The 18251-nt window shown below is 57.7% G+C and carries 4 protein-coding genes; all 4 read right to left on the bottom strand.

Features of this window, described 5'->3' with window-relative positions; all coding sequences use genetic code 11:
• Positions 1 to 2: 2 nt before the first annotated feature.
• Positions 3 to 5795 (bottom strand): non-ribosomal peptide synthetase, encoded by a 5793-nt coding sequence (locus DZE2538_RS06660; protein ID WP_038915915.1) that lies wholly within the window; start codon positions 5793 to 5795, stop codon positions 3 to 5.
• Entirely contained in the window at positions 5792 to 9283 is a 3492-nt protein-coding gene (solG, locus tag DZE2538_RS06655) for a solanimycin non-ribosomal peptide synthetase SolG (protein ID WP_038915913.1), read from the bottom strand. Before solG ends, DZE2538_RS06660 begins: the two co-directional genes overlap by 4 nt.
• A 103-nt stretch (positions 9284 to 9386) precedes the next feature.
• Positions 9387 to 16301, bottom strand: coding sequence for a non-ribosomal peptide synthetase (locus tag DZE2538_RS06650; protein ID WP_038915912.1), 6915 nt, complete (start codon positions 16299 to 16301; stop codon positions 9387 to 9389).
• 3 nt (positions 16302 to 16304) lie between these two features.
• Entirely contained in the window at positions 16305 to 18197 is a 1893-nt protein-coding gene (gene fabD, locus DZE2538_RS06645; protein WP_071603568.1) for an ACP S-malonyltransferase, read from the bottom strand.
• Positions 18198 to 18251: the final 54 nt, after the last annotated feature.

Here is an 18251-nt window from a genome sequence, read left to right as displayed (position 1 = left end):
GTTTACCCGCCGTTCACCGCAGCAGTATTGGCGCTATCGGCCTGCACAGACTGCGCAAACTGGAGCCACACGCGCGCCAGCTCAGTCACATGTGGCGCCTTCAACACCGTAAAGTGCTGCGCTGGCCCGGCGATGGTTTCCAGTTTGTCTATCCAGTAGGCCCATCCTGCCGCATCGTCCTGTCGACGCTGGTAGTCCGCATCAGGCTGTTTCCAAGGGTCACGGACCTGAATCAGGTTCACCGGACCGTGGTAACGCGCGCCTGGGCGGTACTGCGTTTGTCTGGCGGCATAAAAGGTTTGCCACGGACCTTGCAGTAGCCGGGCAGACGAGTTGGCCGGGATCTTCCCTGCACGACTCAGGTGCTGATGTACGGCCGACAACATCTGCTCAATGTCATGACGGGCATAAAGCGATTCGTCTATTTCCAACGGCATCTCCAGCGTGAACCCGATACTCTCAACATACTCACGCATACATTCGGCCCTGCTCGGTGTCACTGATGATGCTTTGTGGCCCAAGGGGGCTTCGGAGTCGATGATCGTCAACGACGCCACCACACCGCCTTGTGCTTCCAGCCGACTCGCCATGTCGAACGCCACCTGTCCACCAAAAGAGTGACCCAGCAGATGAATCGGCGTCTTCTCACCGAGACCGGCCTGATGAAGCGCCATCAGGTTACGCAACGCTGCCGCTTCGACCGAGGGATCCGGTTCACTGGCGCCATCCCCTCCTTTCGGCATTAACCCATAGACCGTCTGCTGTTGGGGTAGCGCCTGTATGAAAGGCAGGAAATCCGTCACGCTCGCCCCGGCCCCCGGCACACAAAACAGCGGGATGCTGGTGCTATCGCCCTTCTGTAAGGTGATAAGTGGCTTGAAATCATCAGCCGCCATGCCCACCACCGGTAATGCCCCCACGCGCGCTGCCATCCCCACCGGTTTTGCCTGATCAGGCATCGCCAGCTGATGAATAGGCGCGTTCGGATTGGCGACTACCGCCTCTAGCATCGCGAGATAACCTGCAGCCATACGCTCGGCGGTTTCACGACGGAACAGATCGACGGCATACTCCATAATGCCCGCCAGCCCCAACGGTTCCCCCGTCTCGCTGTATTCTTCATACAGCGTGAAGTAGAGATCCCACTTGGAGTGCCCGCTGTGCACGGGATAAAGCCGCGCCTTCAACCCAGGAACGTTGAGGGTTTCCGAGGGGGCGTTTTGCAAGATCATCATGGTCTGGTACAGCGGGTAGTGAGACAATGGGCGCTCCGGCAGCAACTCACTGACCAGTTTCAGGTAAGGAATATCCTGATGCCCATACGAACTGAGTGCCTGCGCGCGCACCCGGGCGAGCACCTCATTCACGGTGGGTTCGCCGGAGGTATCAACACGCATCACCCACTGCGTCAGGAAGCACCCCACCAGGTTATGTAGCGCTTCATCGCTGCGACCGGCTGAAATCGCACCCAGCGGAATATCGGTGCCTGCACCAAGCTGGGTGTAATAGATGCCGAGTGCCGCCTGCAATACCATCGACAGCGTCATGTTGCGCTCACGAGCCAGCTCGTTCAGCCGCTGGTGCAAATCGACATTGATCTGCAACGGCACCAGTTCGCCACGATAGCTGGGTTTAGCCGGGCGTGGGTAGTCTTGCGGCAGCGCCAGCGTTTGCGGTACCCCGGCAAGGGTGGTTTTCCAGTACGCCAGTTGTTCCGCATACAGGCTGTTCGCATCATCGGGGTCGCCGAGCAGCTCGTGGTGCCACACCGCATAGTCGGCATACTGCACCGGCAGCGGCGTAAACTGCGGTGCATGACCGGCCACACGCGCCTTGTAGGCCAGGGTGAGATCCCGCGTCAGCGGTGCCAGTGAAAAGGCGTCACAGGCAATATGGTGAAATAGCATCACCAGAATGTGTTTTTGCGGCCCAACCCGCAGTATTGACGGACGGAACGGCAAATCTTTCGACAGGTCGAATAACGAGGTAATCGCCGTAAACACCGCCTGGGGTACCTGCTCGGCTTCCACTTGCGTATACGGGATATCGAGATGAACCTGAGCAAAGGGCTCGATGACCTGAACCGACTGGCCGTCCACCACCGCAAACCGGGTGCGCAGCGGTTCATGCCGTTCCACCAGGTCGTACAACGTGGCCGTTAACGCGACCACATCCAGCTCGCCTTCAAGCGAGACCACAATCGGTGTATTGAGTGACGAACCTCCACGGACAGTATGCCCCACCCACATCAGCTGTTGGCTGTAAGAGATGGGCAACGGATCCGGTCGCGGTTCCACACGGGTCAACGGTTTGCGCACTTTGACGTGCTCATCCAGCTGTTTCGCCAGTTTCTCGACCGTCGGGTTCTCAAACAGTAACCGCACCGGCAGCTCAATCCCCAGTCGACCACGGATACGGGCGATTAATCCGGTAGCCAGAATGGAGTGCCCACCCAGCGCAAAGAAGTCATCGTCAATGCCGATTTGCGGCTGCTGGAGCAATTCGGCATACAGCTCGCACAGCACCGCTTCACGCGTATTACGCGGTGCCCGATAGACCGCGGTATCGCTAAACTCCACCGCAGGCAGCGCTTTGCGATCCACTTTTCCGTTAGCTGTCAGAGGGAACTGTGACAGCGCAATAATCCGTGAAGGCACCATGTAATCAGGCAAGCGTTGACCAAGATAATCCTGCACCGCTGATTCAGAGAATGTCGATGCTGCTGCCGCTAGCCCTTCCCCTACGACGTAAGCCACCAGACGCTTGCCGCTGCCATTATCCACCGCCAGCACCAGGGCTTTCTCGACGTGCGGATGTTCAGCCAGGCGTGCTTCTATCTCGCCCAGTTCAATACGGAAACCACGCAACTTGACCTGTTGATCGTTACGCCCGATAAACAGCACGTTACCGTCGTCCTGGTAACGCACCAGATCGCCGGTACGATACAGCCGGGCGTGCGGGTCATCGACAAACGGGTCGGCGATGAAACGCTCGGCGGTTAAATCTTCCCGGTTCAGATAGCCAAGCGCAACGCCATCCCCACCAATGTACAACTCGCCGACCGCACCGACTGGCACCGGATGCTGGTGTTTATCCAGCACATAGAGCCGGGTATTACCGATAGGCCGCCCGATAGGAATGCTACTGGCGGTATCCGTCAGTTCATTGATCGGGTAGGTGGTGGCGAAGGTGGTGGTTTCCGTCGGGCCGTAGCCATTGACCAGTTTCACTGAAGGAACCGCACGCAGTACCTGTGCAATGATATTAGGATCAAGCGCATCCCCGCCGATAAACAGCGCGGTGAACTGCGCGAGAACCGGCGTCAGTTCGGTATAAAGCTGGTTGAACAGCCCCACCGTCAGCCACATTTGGCTCACACGCTGAGAATGCAATGTGCGCACCAGCCGGGCTGGGGTAAGCAGGGTATCCTGATCGATAACCACACAGGTGCCGCCATTGAGCAGCGGCCCCCATATTTCCAGTGTGCTGGCGTCAAAGGCGGTATTGGCTGCCAGCGCCATACGATCGCCCGGCCCAAACACACCAACGCCGCTGTTTATCACCAGCCGATTGATGGCGTAATGCGGCACCATCACGCCTTTCGGTATCCCAGTGGAGCCAGAGGTGTAAATGATATAGGCCGGGGCGTTGGCAGAAACCTGCACATTGACCTCGTCATCACTCGCCTGCATTACTTCGTCACTGTTGATATCAATGACGGTGATATCAATGACGGTGCCATCGATAGCGGGCACGAAGGCATCCGTCGCCAGCGCCTGATGTGCATCACTGACCAAAAACCGGGCGGCACAATCCTCAATAACCCACCGCACACGCTCTTGCGGTGCCTGAGGATCCAGCGGCACATAAGTCGCCCCCACCTTGAGTATGCCAATCGTCGCCGCCAGCAAGGCACTGCCACGCGGCAGCAACAAGGCCACTACGTCACCGGGTTTGACACCACGGGTAACCAGCACCTGCGCCAGTCGGTTAGCACACTGATTGAGGCTGCAATAGCTAATCTGTGCGTCACCTTCGATGACCGCTATCGCATGTGGACTGTGCGCTACCTGCTGCTCGAACAGACGATGAACCGGCGTATTCGCCGGATACGGTACCGTCGTGGCGTTCCAGTCAACCAGCAGTTGGGTGCGCTCGTCAGGCGGGAGAATATCCAGCGCATGCATCGGTGTTGCCGGAGCGTTATCCAGCGCATCCGCCAGGCTTTTCATCGCCTGCTGGAAATACCCTGCAATCCGTTGTGCCGACAACGATGGTGCAGCCAGCACACTCATACGCAGCGTTTCGCCAAAATCATCCACCGATACGGTCAGCGGATAGTCGGTATGCTCCTCAAAACCGTGCCATTCCACCTCATCACGCTCACCCGTGGTATCCACGCTTTCGTCTTCAGACTGCTGGTTATGACGGTAGTTGAATAACACATTGAACAACGGGGTTGGCGGTGCAATGCCGCTACAGCGCTGAGCCAGACTGAGTGAGGCGTGTTCATGACCCAGTAATGCCGCCAGACGTTTGTGCGTTTGACGGACACTCTCTTCCACACCGACGTCGCCCAAATCAAGGCGGATCGGCAGTGTGTTAATGAACGGCCCCATGATCTGATCGGCCCCTTCCCCGGCCTGCAAACGGCCGAGCAGGATGGTGCCGAACACGACAGTATCACTGTCGCTGGCACGCGCCATCACCTGTCCCCACACCAGATGGCAGAGGCTGCCCATGCTAACGCCAAGACGGCGCGCCTGCGCACGCAAACGAGCGACGACAGCCGGCTCGACATTCTGGCGTAACTCCGCCACCCCAGTATTATCCGCCGTGCCGGTCGACATACCGAATGCCAGCGTCGGCTCATCAATATCACCCAGCATCTGCTGGAAGAATTGCTCATGCTCCGCCTGCGTCGTCCCATTGCGCACACTGGCAATTAACCGGCGGAACGGCTGCGGTGCTGGCAATGACTGACCCTGTCCCATCAGGAAGGCGCGGATATCACGGATCATGATCTGCAACGAGGCGATATCATCGATCAGGTGATGCAACAGCATCAGCATCTCGAAACGCCCGCTTTGCGGGTCATGCGCGGTATACAAACTCAGCAACGGTGCCCGGGTCAGGTCAATACGGTAGTGCGCGGGGTTATAGCGCGCCACCAATTGCGCCATGATGGGGCCATTGGCTGGATCAAGCTCAACTTCCGTCACCTGCACCGGCGCATGACGCAACACCACCTGCGCGGTACGCGATACCCCGTGCGAGAAAAAAGCGGTACGCAAAATGTCGTGCCGATCCACGGTCTGTTGAACCGCCTCGATATAGCGCGTCATCACCTCACGGTTAGCCAACGAAATACGGGCAAACTGCAGGTACGGGTCCCCTTTTTCGCTCAGTTGGTGCAAAAAGAGGATCCCTTCCTGTAACGGCGTCAATGCATAAATATCCTGCACATTCGCCACGCCACCCGGCATATTGGCCACAATATGCGCAATATCCTCCTGGGTCAGCTCGATCAACGGCAACATATCTGGCGTCAGGTGGGTCGTCTGCGGCGTGATCAGGTTCGCCGGCACCCTTGAACCCCCACTCCCGTCTTGCGAGGAGAGCGCTCTTCCCTGGCGCAGGGCGTCAACGAGAGCCGCTTTGTGCTCCCGCAACGCCGCTTTGATATCAGGGGTCAACGACCCCTTTGCTGCCTTGATGACCAGTGCATCACCGTCAAGTGATAAGGCGATGTTGGCCTGATCCAGTATCTGCAACATGTCATCAAAATCGGTCATAATCTCATCTCGTCGAGTTCAATGGTACGAGCGGACAGTTCCGCCAACGTCGGGCTATCGAACAGGGCACGGATCTCGGTGCTCAAATCGCGCTGGCGCAGGTGTTCCATCAGTTGCACCGCCAACAGTGAATGCCCACCCAACTCAAAGAAGTTGTCGTGACGTCCGATGCGTTCGACACCCAGCAGTTCCTGCCACAGTTCCGCCATCGCGATTTCAATGTCACCCTGCGGGGCTTCATAAGCACGACGGGAGAACGACGAGTCATCCGGCTGCGGTAACGCTTTGCGATCGAGCTTGCCATTGGCGGTCAGCGGCAGTTGCTCCAGCGTGACGAATGCCGCGGGCACCATGTATTCAGGCAACTGAGCCGCCAGGCTGCTACGCCACTGGGCGATATGATCAGAGGTGCTTAACCCATCAGCCTGACCTTCTGCGCTCAGCACCACGTAGGCCACCAGACGCAGATCACCCTGAGCATCCGCACGGGCCACGACGACGGCATCACCGATAGACGGTTGTTTGAGCAGTTCCGCGTCAATTTCGCCCAATTCGATACGGAAACCGCGAATCTTGACCTGGTTATCGTTACGACCCAGGTACTCGATATCGCCGTCCGACAGATAACGCGCGATATCACCGGTACGGTACATCCGCGCATCGGCGTTGCTGGCAAACGGGTCGCGCACGAAGCGTTCCGCCGTCAGGTCAGGACGGTTGAGGTACCCACGTGCGACACCGACCCCACCGATATACAGCTCGCCGACGACGCCACGCGGTACCGGACGCAGGTGCTGGTCCAGCAAATAGATACGCAGGTTAGCGATAGGACGGCCAATCGGTACGGTGGCGGTTTCAGGCAAGTTTTTCGGACAGGTCCACGCCGTCACGTCGATCGCCGCTTCGGTCGGTCCGTACAGGTTATGTACCGCCGTGTCCGGCAGCAGTTTGTAGCAACGGGCCACACTGGCGGAACTGAGTGCCTCACCGCTGCACACAATACGGCGCAGTGAACGGCAGGCTGCCACGCTGTCGTTTGCCAGGAACAGGTTCAGCATCGACGGCACAAAGTGCATGGTGGTGATGTTGTTGGCCTGAATCACCTCAGCCAGCGCCTGGGTATCTTTGTGTGCGCCCGGAGGAGCCATGACCAGCGTTGCACCAACGGAAAGCGGCCAGAAGAACTCCCACACCGATACGTCAAAGCTGAAGGTGGTTTTTTGCAATACGGCATCGCTGCTGTCGAGCTGATAGGCGTCTTGCATCCACTGCAAGCGGTTGATCAGACCACGGTGTTCGTTTTCTACGCCTTTCGGTTTACCGGTTGAGCCGGAGGTGTAAATCACGTAGGCAAGGTTGCGTGATGTCAGGCCCAGTTCAGCAGGCGACAGCGACTCCTTCGACAACGCAGAATCTGCCAAAGACGCGGCATCCAGCTCCAGCGTGACGATACCGGAGGTATCAAGCTCAGCGGTCACTTCACGACCACGTTTGTCGAGCAGCAACAGTTTCGGCGCGGAATCCTGCAAAATGTAGGCAAGACGTTCCTGCGGGTAATCGGGGTCAAGCGGTACATACGCACCACCGGCTTTGATAATCCCCATCAGGCCTACGACCATCTCGATGCTGCGGTCCAGACAAATCGCTACGCGGTCATCGGGTTTCACCCCTTGCTGGTGCAAATGGTGCGCCAGTTGGTTAGACAGGGCGTTCAGTTCGGCATAGCTCAGTTCACGATCGCCAAAGCGCAGCGCCGTCGCCGAGGGAGTCCGTTTCACCTGCTCTTCAAACATCTGGTGGGTATAGGCAACCGCCGGGTAAACCTTGTCGGTGTTATTCCACTCTTTCAACAGCAAGTTGCGTTCTGCGGCCGGCAAAATATCAATCTGCTGCATCGGCGTAGTGGGCGCGTTATCCAGTGCCGTGGAGATGTTTTCAAGCGCTTGTTGCGTGTAAGCGAACAGCAGTTCCGGGTCCAGCGACTCCACCACCTGAATATTCAGGCCCAGCGCGTTGCCGTAGTCATCCACCGACAGCGTGATCGGGTAGGTGGTGCGCTCTTCAAACCCATCCCACTGGTCGGCTTCCGGCACCACGAAATCCAGCGAATTGCTTTCCGACTCGCGGTTATGGCGATAGTTAAACAAGGTGTTGAACAGCGGCGTAGAGCTGTTCACGCCACTGCAACGCAGAGCCAGCGCCAGCGAGGCATGCTCATGACTCAGCAATTCCGCCAGCCGTTTGTGGGTGGTACGCACGCTTTCCTCAACGCTGGCACCTTGCATATCCAGGCGGATAGGCAGCGTGTTAATGAACGGCCCCATGATCTGGTCCGCGCCATCACCGGCATGCATACGGCCAAACAGGATAGTCCCGAAGACCACCGAATCCTGACCGCTCACGCAGGACAACACTTGCCCCCAGGCCAGATGGCAGATACTGCCGAGGCTCACCCCCAGACGACGCGCATGCGCACGCAGGCTGTCGTTCAAACGCTGGGGTACTTTGCGGTTAACTTCGACTATCTCGAAGTCATCCAGCATGTTGACCAGGCCGTAAGGTGCGGTAGGTTCATCAATGTCGCCCAGCGTCGAGCGGAAATAGCGTTCATGTTCCTGCGGGCTCTTGCCAAGCCGTACCTGTGCAATCAGGCGGCGGAACGGCTGCGCCGGGGGCAGCGTGTGACCACGGCCCGCCAGGAAGGTATGAATCTCGGCGGAGAGAATCAGCACGGAGGTAATGTCATCGATCAGGTGATGCAATACACGGAACATTTCCCAGCGGTCGTTACGCTTGTCATAGGCGACAAACGCATGCAACAACGGCGGTTTAGCCAGATCGATGCTGTAGTGTGAGGGGTCAAAGCGCTCAGCCAGCTGTTCGGCGATCGGGCCATCGGCGGGATCCAACTCCACATCCAGCACATGCAGTGTCGCCTGACGCTGAACCACCTGGCACGGTGTCGATACCCCTTCCCAGTAAAAACCGGTACGCATGATATCGTGGCGATCGACAACCTTTTGCACCGCGGCAAGATAGTTGTCGACTTTTTCACGGCTATCAAACGTCATCTGCCCGGTTTGCAGGTACGGGTCGCCTTTGCTGGCCAGCATGTGGTGGAACAGGATCCCTTCCTGCAACGGTGCCAGCGAGTAGATATCCTGAATGTTACTCACACCGCCGGGTACCTGTGCCACCACGTGGTCGATATCTTTTTGGGTCAAATCGATAAGCGGCAGCAGTTCAGGGGTAATCGCCGTGGTCTGCGGTGTAATTTTGTTTTCAGGAACCACCACTTCAAACGCGTTTGACAGGCGTTTCCCATTACGCAGCGCATGCACCATAGTGGCTTTGTGCTCGCGTAACGCACTCTTAATCTCGCTGGTGAGCGCACCTTTGGCTGAGGTAATAACCAGGTCCTCGTTATCCAGCGATATCGAGATCTTTGCCTCTTCCAGGGTCACCAGTAATTGTTCGAAATCGCTCATTTTTTATCCTCCGTGATCATAACGTGTAGTCGATGATGCTTGACGTAATGCAATGCAACAAAACAGCCAGGGCTATGCAGCCAACCTACGGGAAACAGCCTGCTCACAGTCGAGTCTCCGCCAGTTCAATGGTTCTGGCCGCAATGTCTGCCAGAACCGGTGTATCAAACAGCGTGCGTATCTCGATGCTCAGCCCCCTGCGGCGCAACTGCTCAATCAAACGCACGGCTAACAACGAATAACCTCCCAACTCGAAGAAATGATCCTGACGGCCGACCCGCTCGACGCCGAGCAGCTCTTCCCAGATAGCGGCCATCGTGATTTCCATCTCCCCCTGAGGAGGCACATAAGCGCGACGGGCGAACGACATCTCATCCGGCGCGACCAGCGCATTGCGGTCTATCTTGCCGTTCGGCGTCAGCGGCAACGCTTTAAGCGTCACAAAGGCTGCTGGCACCATGTAATCCGGCAAGGCATCCTGCAGGTGCTTACGCAGCGCCTGACGGCTGAAGTGGCTTTGCACCATGTTTTTGAGCGTGGCCACGTGTTCCAGCGCCGCTAACGTATTCTCCGGCACAATCCAGTCGATCAGACACGACACCTCATCGACCCCGGCTTCCTGCAGATTCTCCGCCACAGACAGCGCGGACTCCGGCGTACCGATAAACGACAGTTCACGGGTATAACGCCTGAACGCGAACTCCAGGATGCGGTGTTTGTCTTCACTGGGCAGCGTGTCGAGATTGATGTTCTGTTCTTTAAGCCACCCAGACAGCAAGCTGAGGTGACCTTCCAGATAACCCAGGAACGGTCCTTTCGCCTGTGTCAGTACTTCGTCCAGGTTCTCTCCCAGATAGGTGTGGATCATCACCGTCACGATGCCGGTGCGAGGATCAAAGCCTGCTTTTTCACGCGCCTCACGGTATATCGCGATATGCTGGGCCAGACCTTCGATGTTCTGCGTGAGCAAGTGGGTCAGCAAATGCGCACCACTACGCCCGGCATACTCAAAGGTCTCTGGCGCACCCGCCGCCGTTATCCAAATCGGCAATTCTTTTTGCACCGGTGCCGGGTAAATTTGGACGTCGATGTGATTGCCGTGATGATCCCGGCGAGAAACACTGCCGCCCTGCCACAGCGTTCTCAGTTCCTCAATACGGTGTTGCATCACCGCGCGGCGGTCGTCGTAATGATCTGGAGCCAGCACAAAATCTCGCTGATTCCAGCCGGACGCGATGCCGATACCGATACGGCCGTTCGACAGGTTGTCGACTATCGACCAGTCTTCCGCCACGCCGAGCGCATCGTGCAGCGGCATGACCACACTGCCCGCACGCAGTTGGATATGACGTGTTCTGGCCGCCAGCGACGCGCTTAACAACGCCGGATTCGCGAACAACCCACCCACACCGTGGAAGTGACGCTCCGGCGTCCAGACGGCGGTAAAGCCGTGCGTATCGCCAAACTCCGTCACCTCGGTGCAATAGTGATACCCCTGCAGGGCGTCGGTATGTGCACCGAATAAAAACAGGCTGAAATCCAGGCTTTCAGAACGGGAAGAGGGTTCCTGTTCGCTTTTTTCGCCACGGCCGGGCACCACGTAGGCCACCAGTCGGGTCGCCCCGGACATATCTTCTCTGGCGACCACCACCGCTTCACGCACTGACGGATGACTCAACAACCGGGCTTCGATTTCCCCCAGCTCTATCCGGTGCCCACGTAATTTCAACTGGTGATCGGTACGGCCGAGGAACACCAGCCGCCCATCGTCCATCAGTTGCGCGAAATCACCGGTCCGGTAAAGGCGTGCCGCCGAATCGGTTGAGAACGGATCGGGAATAAAGCGTTCAGCGGTCAGTTCCGGACGCTGATGGTAACCACGGGCCACCCCATCCCCACCGATATACAGCTCGCCGATAGCCCCCATCGGCACCGGTTTGCCATGCTTGTCCAGCAGATAGACCTGGGTGTTGGCAATCGGGCGACCAATCGACTGGTTGTATTGCGTCACATCCCCGGCATTCACGCGATTACAGGTTGACCACACCGTGGTTTCCGTCGGCCCGTAGAGGTTCCACAGGGATTCCCCGAAGGCATGCAGGCGCGTAGCCAGATCGCTGGGTAACGCCTCACCGCCGCACAGAATCTTCAATTGCTTATGCGGTGTCGCGTCGGCATCCACCAGCAAGCGCCAGGTGGTGGGGGTTGCCTGCATAATGGTGATATCGAGGGTTTGCAGCAGCGCCAGCAGCGCGTGGGGATCCATCGCCTGTGTGCGGCTTGCCAGCACAATCGATGCCCCGGTCATCAGCGGCAAATAGAGCTCAAGCCCGGCGATATCAAACGAAATACTGGTCACGGAGAGCAGGCAGTCGCGGGTGCCCAGTTGGAATAGTTGCTGCATCCCGGTGAGGAAGTTGACCACCTGACGGTGTTCAACCATCACCCCTTTCGGCTTGCCGGTAGACCCTGATGTGTAAATTACATACGCCAAATGTCGGCTATGTTGCGTTGCTACCTCCGGATTGCCACCTGGCAGTTCGTCCCAGCGCGCGCTGTCACGTTCCAGATCCACCACGGTGACATCATGCCCTGTCTGCTCACCAAAGACTTCGCGTCCACGGCTGTCGACCACCAGTACCTTCGGTGAGGCATCGTCGAGAATATACGCCAGTCGTGTCGCCGGGTATTCCGGGTCAAGCGGCACGTATGCGCCACCCGCCTTGAGGATCGCCAGTAAAGCGATGAGCATGGTTTCCGAGCGTTCGGTACATAACGCGACACGTGTATCCGGCACGACACCCTGCGCTATCAGATAGTGAGCCAGACGGTTAGCACGCTGATTCAATTCGGCATAGCTCAGACGCACGTTGCCCATTTGCAGCGCCAGCGCCTGCGGTTGTTGCGCGACCTGCTGCTCAAACAATTGGTGAATCATCGTGGTCGCCGGGAAGGCCAGCGCCGTATTGTTCACGGTTTTCAGCAGGTGCTGGTGTTCTTCAGGCGGCAACACCGTCAGTTCATACAACGGAGCGGAGGCAGAAGACGCGGTACTGGCAGCTTCCAGCGCGGTCACCAGGCTCAGCATGCTCTGCTGGAAGTAGCCCCAGATACGCTCGCCCGACAGCGATTCCACCACCTGAATACCAATATCAAAGCCAGTGTCAGCATCATCCACCGAAACGGAAATAGGATAGTTGGTACGCTCGTTAAAACCGTGCCATGCCACACCGTCAAACTCGATCCCGCCTAACACGTCCACATCGGTCGGGCGGTTACGGCGGTAATTGAAGACGGTACTGAACATCGGCGTCGGTGCCACAATCCCGCTGCCTTGTTGCGCCAGCGACAAGGTGGTGTGCTCATGCTTTATCAGCGCAGTCAGGCGCTGATGGGTCTGGCGCACCGCATCGACGACCGAAACGTCACCGACATCAATACGCAGCGGCAAGGTATTAATGCACGGGCCCATGATTTTATCGCTGTTTTCACCGTGCATACGTCCTGACAGCACGGTGCCGAACACCACAGTATCGTTGCCACAGGCGGCGCTCAGTACCTGCGCCCAGCTCACATGACACAGGCTACTGACGCTGACGCCAAGACGGCGTGCCTGTGTCCGCAACCGTTCACCCAGCGCGCCCGCCAGCGGACGCCGGGTCTCATGGATACGCTGACCGTTGAGGTGGCCATTACGCAGATTAAACGGGGCCGACGGCTCGGTGATGTCCGACAGCATGTCACGGAAAAAGGCCAGTTCTTGTTGCGTATCACGACCGTGTTGCAAACGCGCCACGTGATGACGGAAAGGTACCGGCGCGGGCAAGCTCTCGCCCTTGCCAGTCAGGAACGTTTGAATGTCAGAGAGCAAAATCTGCAACGACGGGATGTCATCCACCAAATGATGAATATACATCAGCGCTTCCCAGCGGGCCTGCTGGTCGTCGTAAGCCACCGCCATGCGAAGCAGCGGCGGCTGCGTCAGATCAATGCGATGGGTTTGAGGATCGAACTGCGCTTTCAGTTGATCGACTACAGACAGTTGATCGACCACCGGGCCTTGCTGCGCATCCAGATTGAGCGTGGTGACGTGCAAGCGTGCATGACGCAGCACAACCTGTACCGGCGTTTCCACGCCTTGCCAGATAAAAGCGGTACGCAACACATCATGGCGGTCAATGACGCACTGAATAGCATCAAGGTAGCGGTCCAGCATCTCGCGGTGTGCAAACGACAGGTGACCGCACTGTAGGTAGGGGTCTCCGGCTTCATCAAACAGATGGTGAAAGAGGATGCCTTCCTGTAGCGGTGCCAGCGCATAGATATCCTGAATATTGGCCACACCACCCGGTATCCGCGCCACAATCTGGTCTATCTGCTGTTGCGACAGCGACACCAGCGGGAAAAGCGCCGGGTGCAGCGCGGTGGTGTCCGGCGTCACCTGATTTTCTGGTATCACCCATGTCTGCGAGGCGTCGTCTTCATCGCGAACCTGTTGCGCCAGGTCAGCCAGCACCGGGTGGGCGAAGACAGTCGGCACATCGGTGTAGTACTGCTGCTCACGCAGCATCGCCTGCAACTGCATCGCCATCAACGAATGGCCACCCAGTTCGAAGAAGTTGTCCTGCCGCCCAACCTGATGCACGCCCAGTATGGTCTGCCATAACTGCGCCAGCACGGTTTCGATACCGGCATGGGGCGCTTCAAAGTCACGCTGCACGTAGGCGTTGTCGTCCGGTAACGGCAAGGCTTTGCGGTCAATCTTGCCATTGGCAGTCAGCGGCAGTGATGCCATCACTACAAACGCCGACGGGATCATGTAACCGGGCAGTTGCGTGGCTAAAACGTCGCGCCATTGCGTAATCGCACCGTCGCTGTGGTAACCGGCCTCGGGTACCACATAGGCCACCAAACGCGCCTCGCCGCCATCCGGTGTGATACCGATAACCGTCGCGTCTTTGATATGCTCCAGTGCGGTAATACGTGACTCAATCTCCCCAAGCTCGATGCGGTATCCGCTCAATTTGATTTGGTGATCGCGCCGACCGAGGAACTCGATACGCCCATCGTCAAACCAGCGACCGATATCACCGGTGCGGTAGACGCGACCTCCGGCAACCCAGGGGTCGTCGATAAACTGCTGCGCCGTCAGCTCAGGACGGTTCATGTACCCGACCGCAACACCCTCACCGCCGATCCAGATTTCGCCCGCCATCCCCGGCGCGCACAGCTGCCCAAAATTATCGACCACGTACATCCGGGTGTTGGCAATCGGCCGTCCGATGCTCAGGCGCGTATCCTGGCTTTTCTCAAAGCCACGCATCCACGCCGACGACATAATGGTGGTTTCTGTCGGACCGTAGCCATTGATGTAACGACAGCGTTCACTCCAGCGTTCAATCAGCCCCAGTGTCGGCGCTGAACCGGCGGTCAAAATGGTCATGCCTTGCGGCACTAAAGCCGGATCGAGGTGCGTGAGGTAGGGCGGCGGGAATGCCGAGAAACGGATGTCGTTTGCCGTCATGTAGCTCATCAGCGCCGGTGGGTTCTGAATCAACGCGTTCGACAGCAGATGTAATTCACACCCGCGGGTCAACGTACCGAAAATTTCCCCCGCCGAGGCATCAAAGGTATAAGGCGCGAACTGGGTAATCGGCTGCCCGACGCTGAAAATACCGATGTGTTCACACCAGGCACAGAAGTTAATCAGGCTGCGATGGGCGATCTCCACACCTTTTGGCGTGCCGGTCGTACCGGAGGTATAGATAACGTAGGCAATCGTGTGTGAGTCGATAGCGTCAAACGCGCTATCGTCACGCAGGTCACCCTGCGGTTGCTGATGGAGATAATCCTCGACAAAAAGCAGCGTACTGCTTTCATCGTCACTAAAATCTGACTGATTGGCCCGGCTGGTCAGCGTCCAGCGCACGTTGGCGTCGTTAATAATAAACGCGCGACGCTCGCTCGGCGCATCCAGAGCGACAGGCACATAAGCCGCACCCAGCCTGATGATGCCTAACATGGCAGCGATCAGGTTCGGCGTTTTGTCCATACTCAGTACGATGCGATCGCCTTTCTTCACACCGACACGACGCAGCCCTGCGGCGATAAGCCCGGCGCGCTCGGCAAGTTGCCGATAACTTAAGCGTTCATCATCAGCCACCAGTGCGGTGGCCTCGTTTCTGGCCGCCACCTGTTCAGCAAACAAGGCGTACAGCGAGCGATCCAGCGCCACATCCAGTTGCGTGGCATTCCATTCGTGGACCACACGTTCAACTTCAGCGCTGTTGAGCAGCGACTGCGCCCCCACCGTGCGATCAGCGCCCTGACCAACACTCACCAACAGTTGTTGCAGGCGTTCGAGAATGTTATGCGCATCCGCATCGCTGATATCACCTGCGCGGTAATGCAGTGCCAGCAACAGGTTATCCCCGGTGTGCGCGACAAGATGCAGCGGCACAGACTCGTCCAGATTTTCCGGTTCCGGGTGTTGATCGTCACGCACACTGAGCAGTGATTCAAACAGTGGCTGGTTTGAGAAACCACTCACACCTTGCGATAAGGCGTCTGGCAGCAACCCGGCATATTGCCGATGCTGCTCAAACACGGCGGCGATATCACGAAACCACTGATGCAACGTGCGCCCGCCATCGAGCGTTAGCCGCAACGGCAACGCACACGCGTCCCCGGCCTCACCGGCGGCGAAGCGCTTGCCGAACAGCACCTCATCCTCACCGCTGTATTTACTCAACAACAGCGCCCAGGCAGCGGTCAGCAACACCTCCCAGGAGGTGGACTCACGCTGCACCAGCGCCAGTAATTCTGAATTCAGCGCCCGCCCAACGTGGGAAACGAGCACACGATTTTCCTGCGTAGTGGAGGCGGCCGTCTCCCCACTCTCAGTGGTATTAACAAAGTTGGCATTCGCCGTCCTTTGCGCGCCGGTAAGATGATGCTGCCAATACGCCACAGCTGTTTCCTTACGCGACAAGAGCATATTTTCCTGCGTGATAACCATCGGTTACGCTCCCTCTGTGACAACTTTTATAGAATTATTTTTTAACGTACTCAGTAAGTTGGATACGCTTTCGGCGTTCCTGCCGAATTGATTGATGGCTGCGCCGTGCTGAAAACGCCCGGCAAAACCGTATTTAATGAACGTCGACAAGGTGCCGGTCGGGCTGAGATCGACAAAGAATGTGCCGTCTTTCACCTTCAGCGATTGCATCAGGCGGTAAAAGTCGACAGGTTCGCGCAACACACGCCAGAAATACTCGCTGTCCCACCGTTCAACCGAGGTGCCCAACAGGGAGGAGTACACCGTCACTTGCGGTGTGTTTTTCGCCAGGGTATCAACCAGTGCGCGGAACTCCGTCTCGATGGCGGCAATGCCGGACGAGTGGAACGGTTGCTCAACCGGCAGCAACATCGAAATCACGTCCTGTTGCGTCAGACGCGTTTTAAGTGCCGACAGGCTGGCCTTGTCACCGCTGACCACAAAGTTATTCTGGAAGTTAATGCTGGCAAGCTCAGTCCCCTGATACAGCGCGGGGTTGCTATGAAAGTGCGACACCGGCGCCAGCACGCTCATCATGCCGCCGCCAGCCGTTTTCTCATGCAGCATGTGCGCCTGCGACACCACCAGCTTCATGGCGTCATCCAGCGTCAGTACGCCCGCGACGACAGCGGCGATACACTCACCCAGGCTGTATCCCAGTACGGCGTCGGGTTTGATGCCTTCGGCGTTGAACATGTGGGTCAGGCTAACCCCGACACTCAGCAACGCCACATTCGACAACGCCACATCCGAGAGCGGCAGTTGACGACGGGTATCGTCATACAGTGTTTCCACCAGACTGTAGCCGGTGTGTTTACGGCACAGCGCGTCGCAGCGATCCATCTGACGGCGGAACGCGTCATTACGGCGATACAACTCCTGACCCATGCCGTAATACTGCGAGCCCTGCCCGCCGAACATAAACACCACCCCAGAGCCAGTGGCATCTGACGCCGGTGAGTGGCGAGTGGGTTGCGCTGCGGGGGCGTTCGTGTCATCAAGCGCCATCGGTTGTGCTTTGATTTTCGCAAACAACCCGGTGAGCACTTGCCCCGGCCCGATTTCCTGTTGCCTGACCTCACCGGATGCCAGTAACCGAGACATACTTTCGTACCAGCGCACAGGGTGGCTTATCTGGCGCGTCAGCAGTTCGAGGTAATCCGACGTGGGGTAGTCGTGCGCGGTGTAGTTGGAAATCACCCGCGCCTTGAGCGGGTTGAAGGTAAAACGGCCAGCGAATTGCGCGAATTGGGTTTCAATGTCACGCATATAGCGGGAATGGAACGCCGCACTCACATTCAGCTTGATGTAACGCGCCCCGGCTGAGGTAAACAGCGACTCACAGGCAACGATGTCATCATACAACCCGGAAATAACGATTTGCTGCGCGCAGTTGATATTGGCGATATCGATACCGCTGAACGGTGACGACGCCAGCAGCGCCATCACCTGATTCAGATCGATACCCAAAATCGCCGCCATCGCCCCACGTGGCGCTTTCGACATCAGCAAGCCGCGCTCTCTGACTAGTGCAACGCCGGTGGCAAAGTCAAACGCCCCTGCCGCAAATAGCGCAGCGAACTCACCCAGACTATGACCGGCGTAGCAATCCGGCGCGTCTGCGCCGTCTTGCCGATTAGCCAGAACGCCGAGCGCTGAGACAACAAACAACGCCGGTTGGGTGAATTCCGTTTCACCCAGTACGCCCTGAGGATCGCTAAGACACAGATCACGAATCGAGAAACCGAGCACCTCGTCGGCCTCCCGAACACGCTCGGGGAAACGCTCAAACAGCGCACTCCCCATCCCTTTCTGCTGCGATCCCTGACCAGGAAATACCCAAATTGAAGAAGGCATAAATCCCCTATTACTGTTCCCCAGTATTGTCACTTAACGTTGCTTGCTGCTCTC

It is taken from the genome of Dickeya zeae NCPPB 2538, assembly GCF_000406165.1.
GTDB classification, from domain to species: domain Bacteria; phylum Pseudomonadota; class Gammaproteobacteria; order Enterobacterales; family Enterobacteriaceae; genus Dickeya; species Dickeya zeae.
The sequence above is the reverse complement of the archived record's forward strand: the minus strand, read 5'-3'. Positions and strand labels throughout refer to the sequence as shown.

What these genes read in the sequence shown, in the direction of transcription:
- DZE2538_RS06650 (WP_038915912.1), bottom strand. Translation starts at nt 16,301, where the DNA reads ATGGTTATCACGCAGGAAAATATGCTCTTGTCGCGTAAGGAAACAGCT.
- fabD (WP_071603568.1), bottom strand. Translation starts at nt 18,197, where the DNA reads ATGCCTTCTTCAATTTGGGTATTTCCTGGTCAGGGATCGCAGCAGAAA.
- DZE2538_RS06660 (WP_038915915.1), bottom strand. Translation starts at nt 5,795, where the DNA reads ATGACCGATTTTGATGACATGTTGCAGATACTGGATCAGGCCAACATC.
- solG (WP_038915913.1), bottom strand. Translation starts at nt 9,283, where the DNA reads ATGAGCGATTTCGAACAATTACTGGTGACCCTGGAAGAGGCAAAGATC.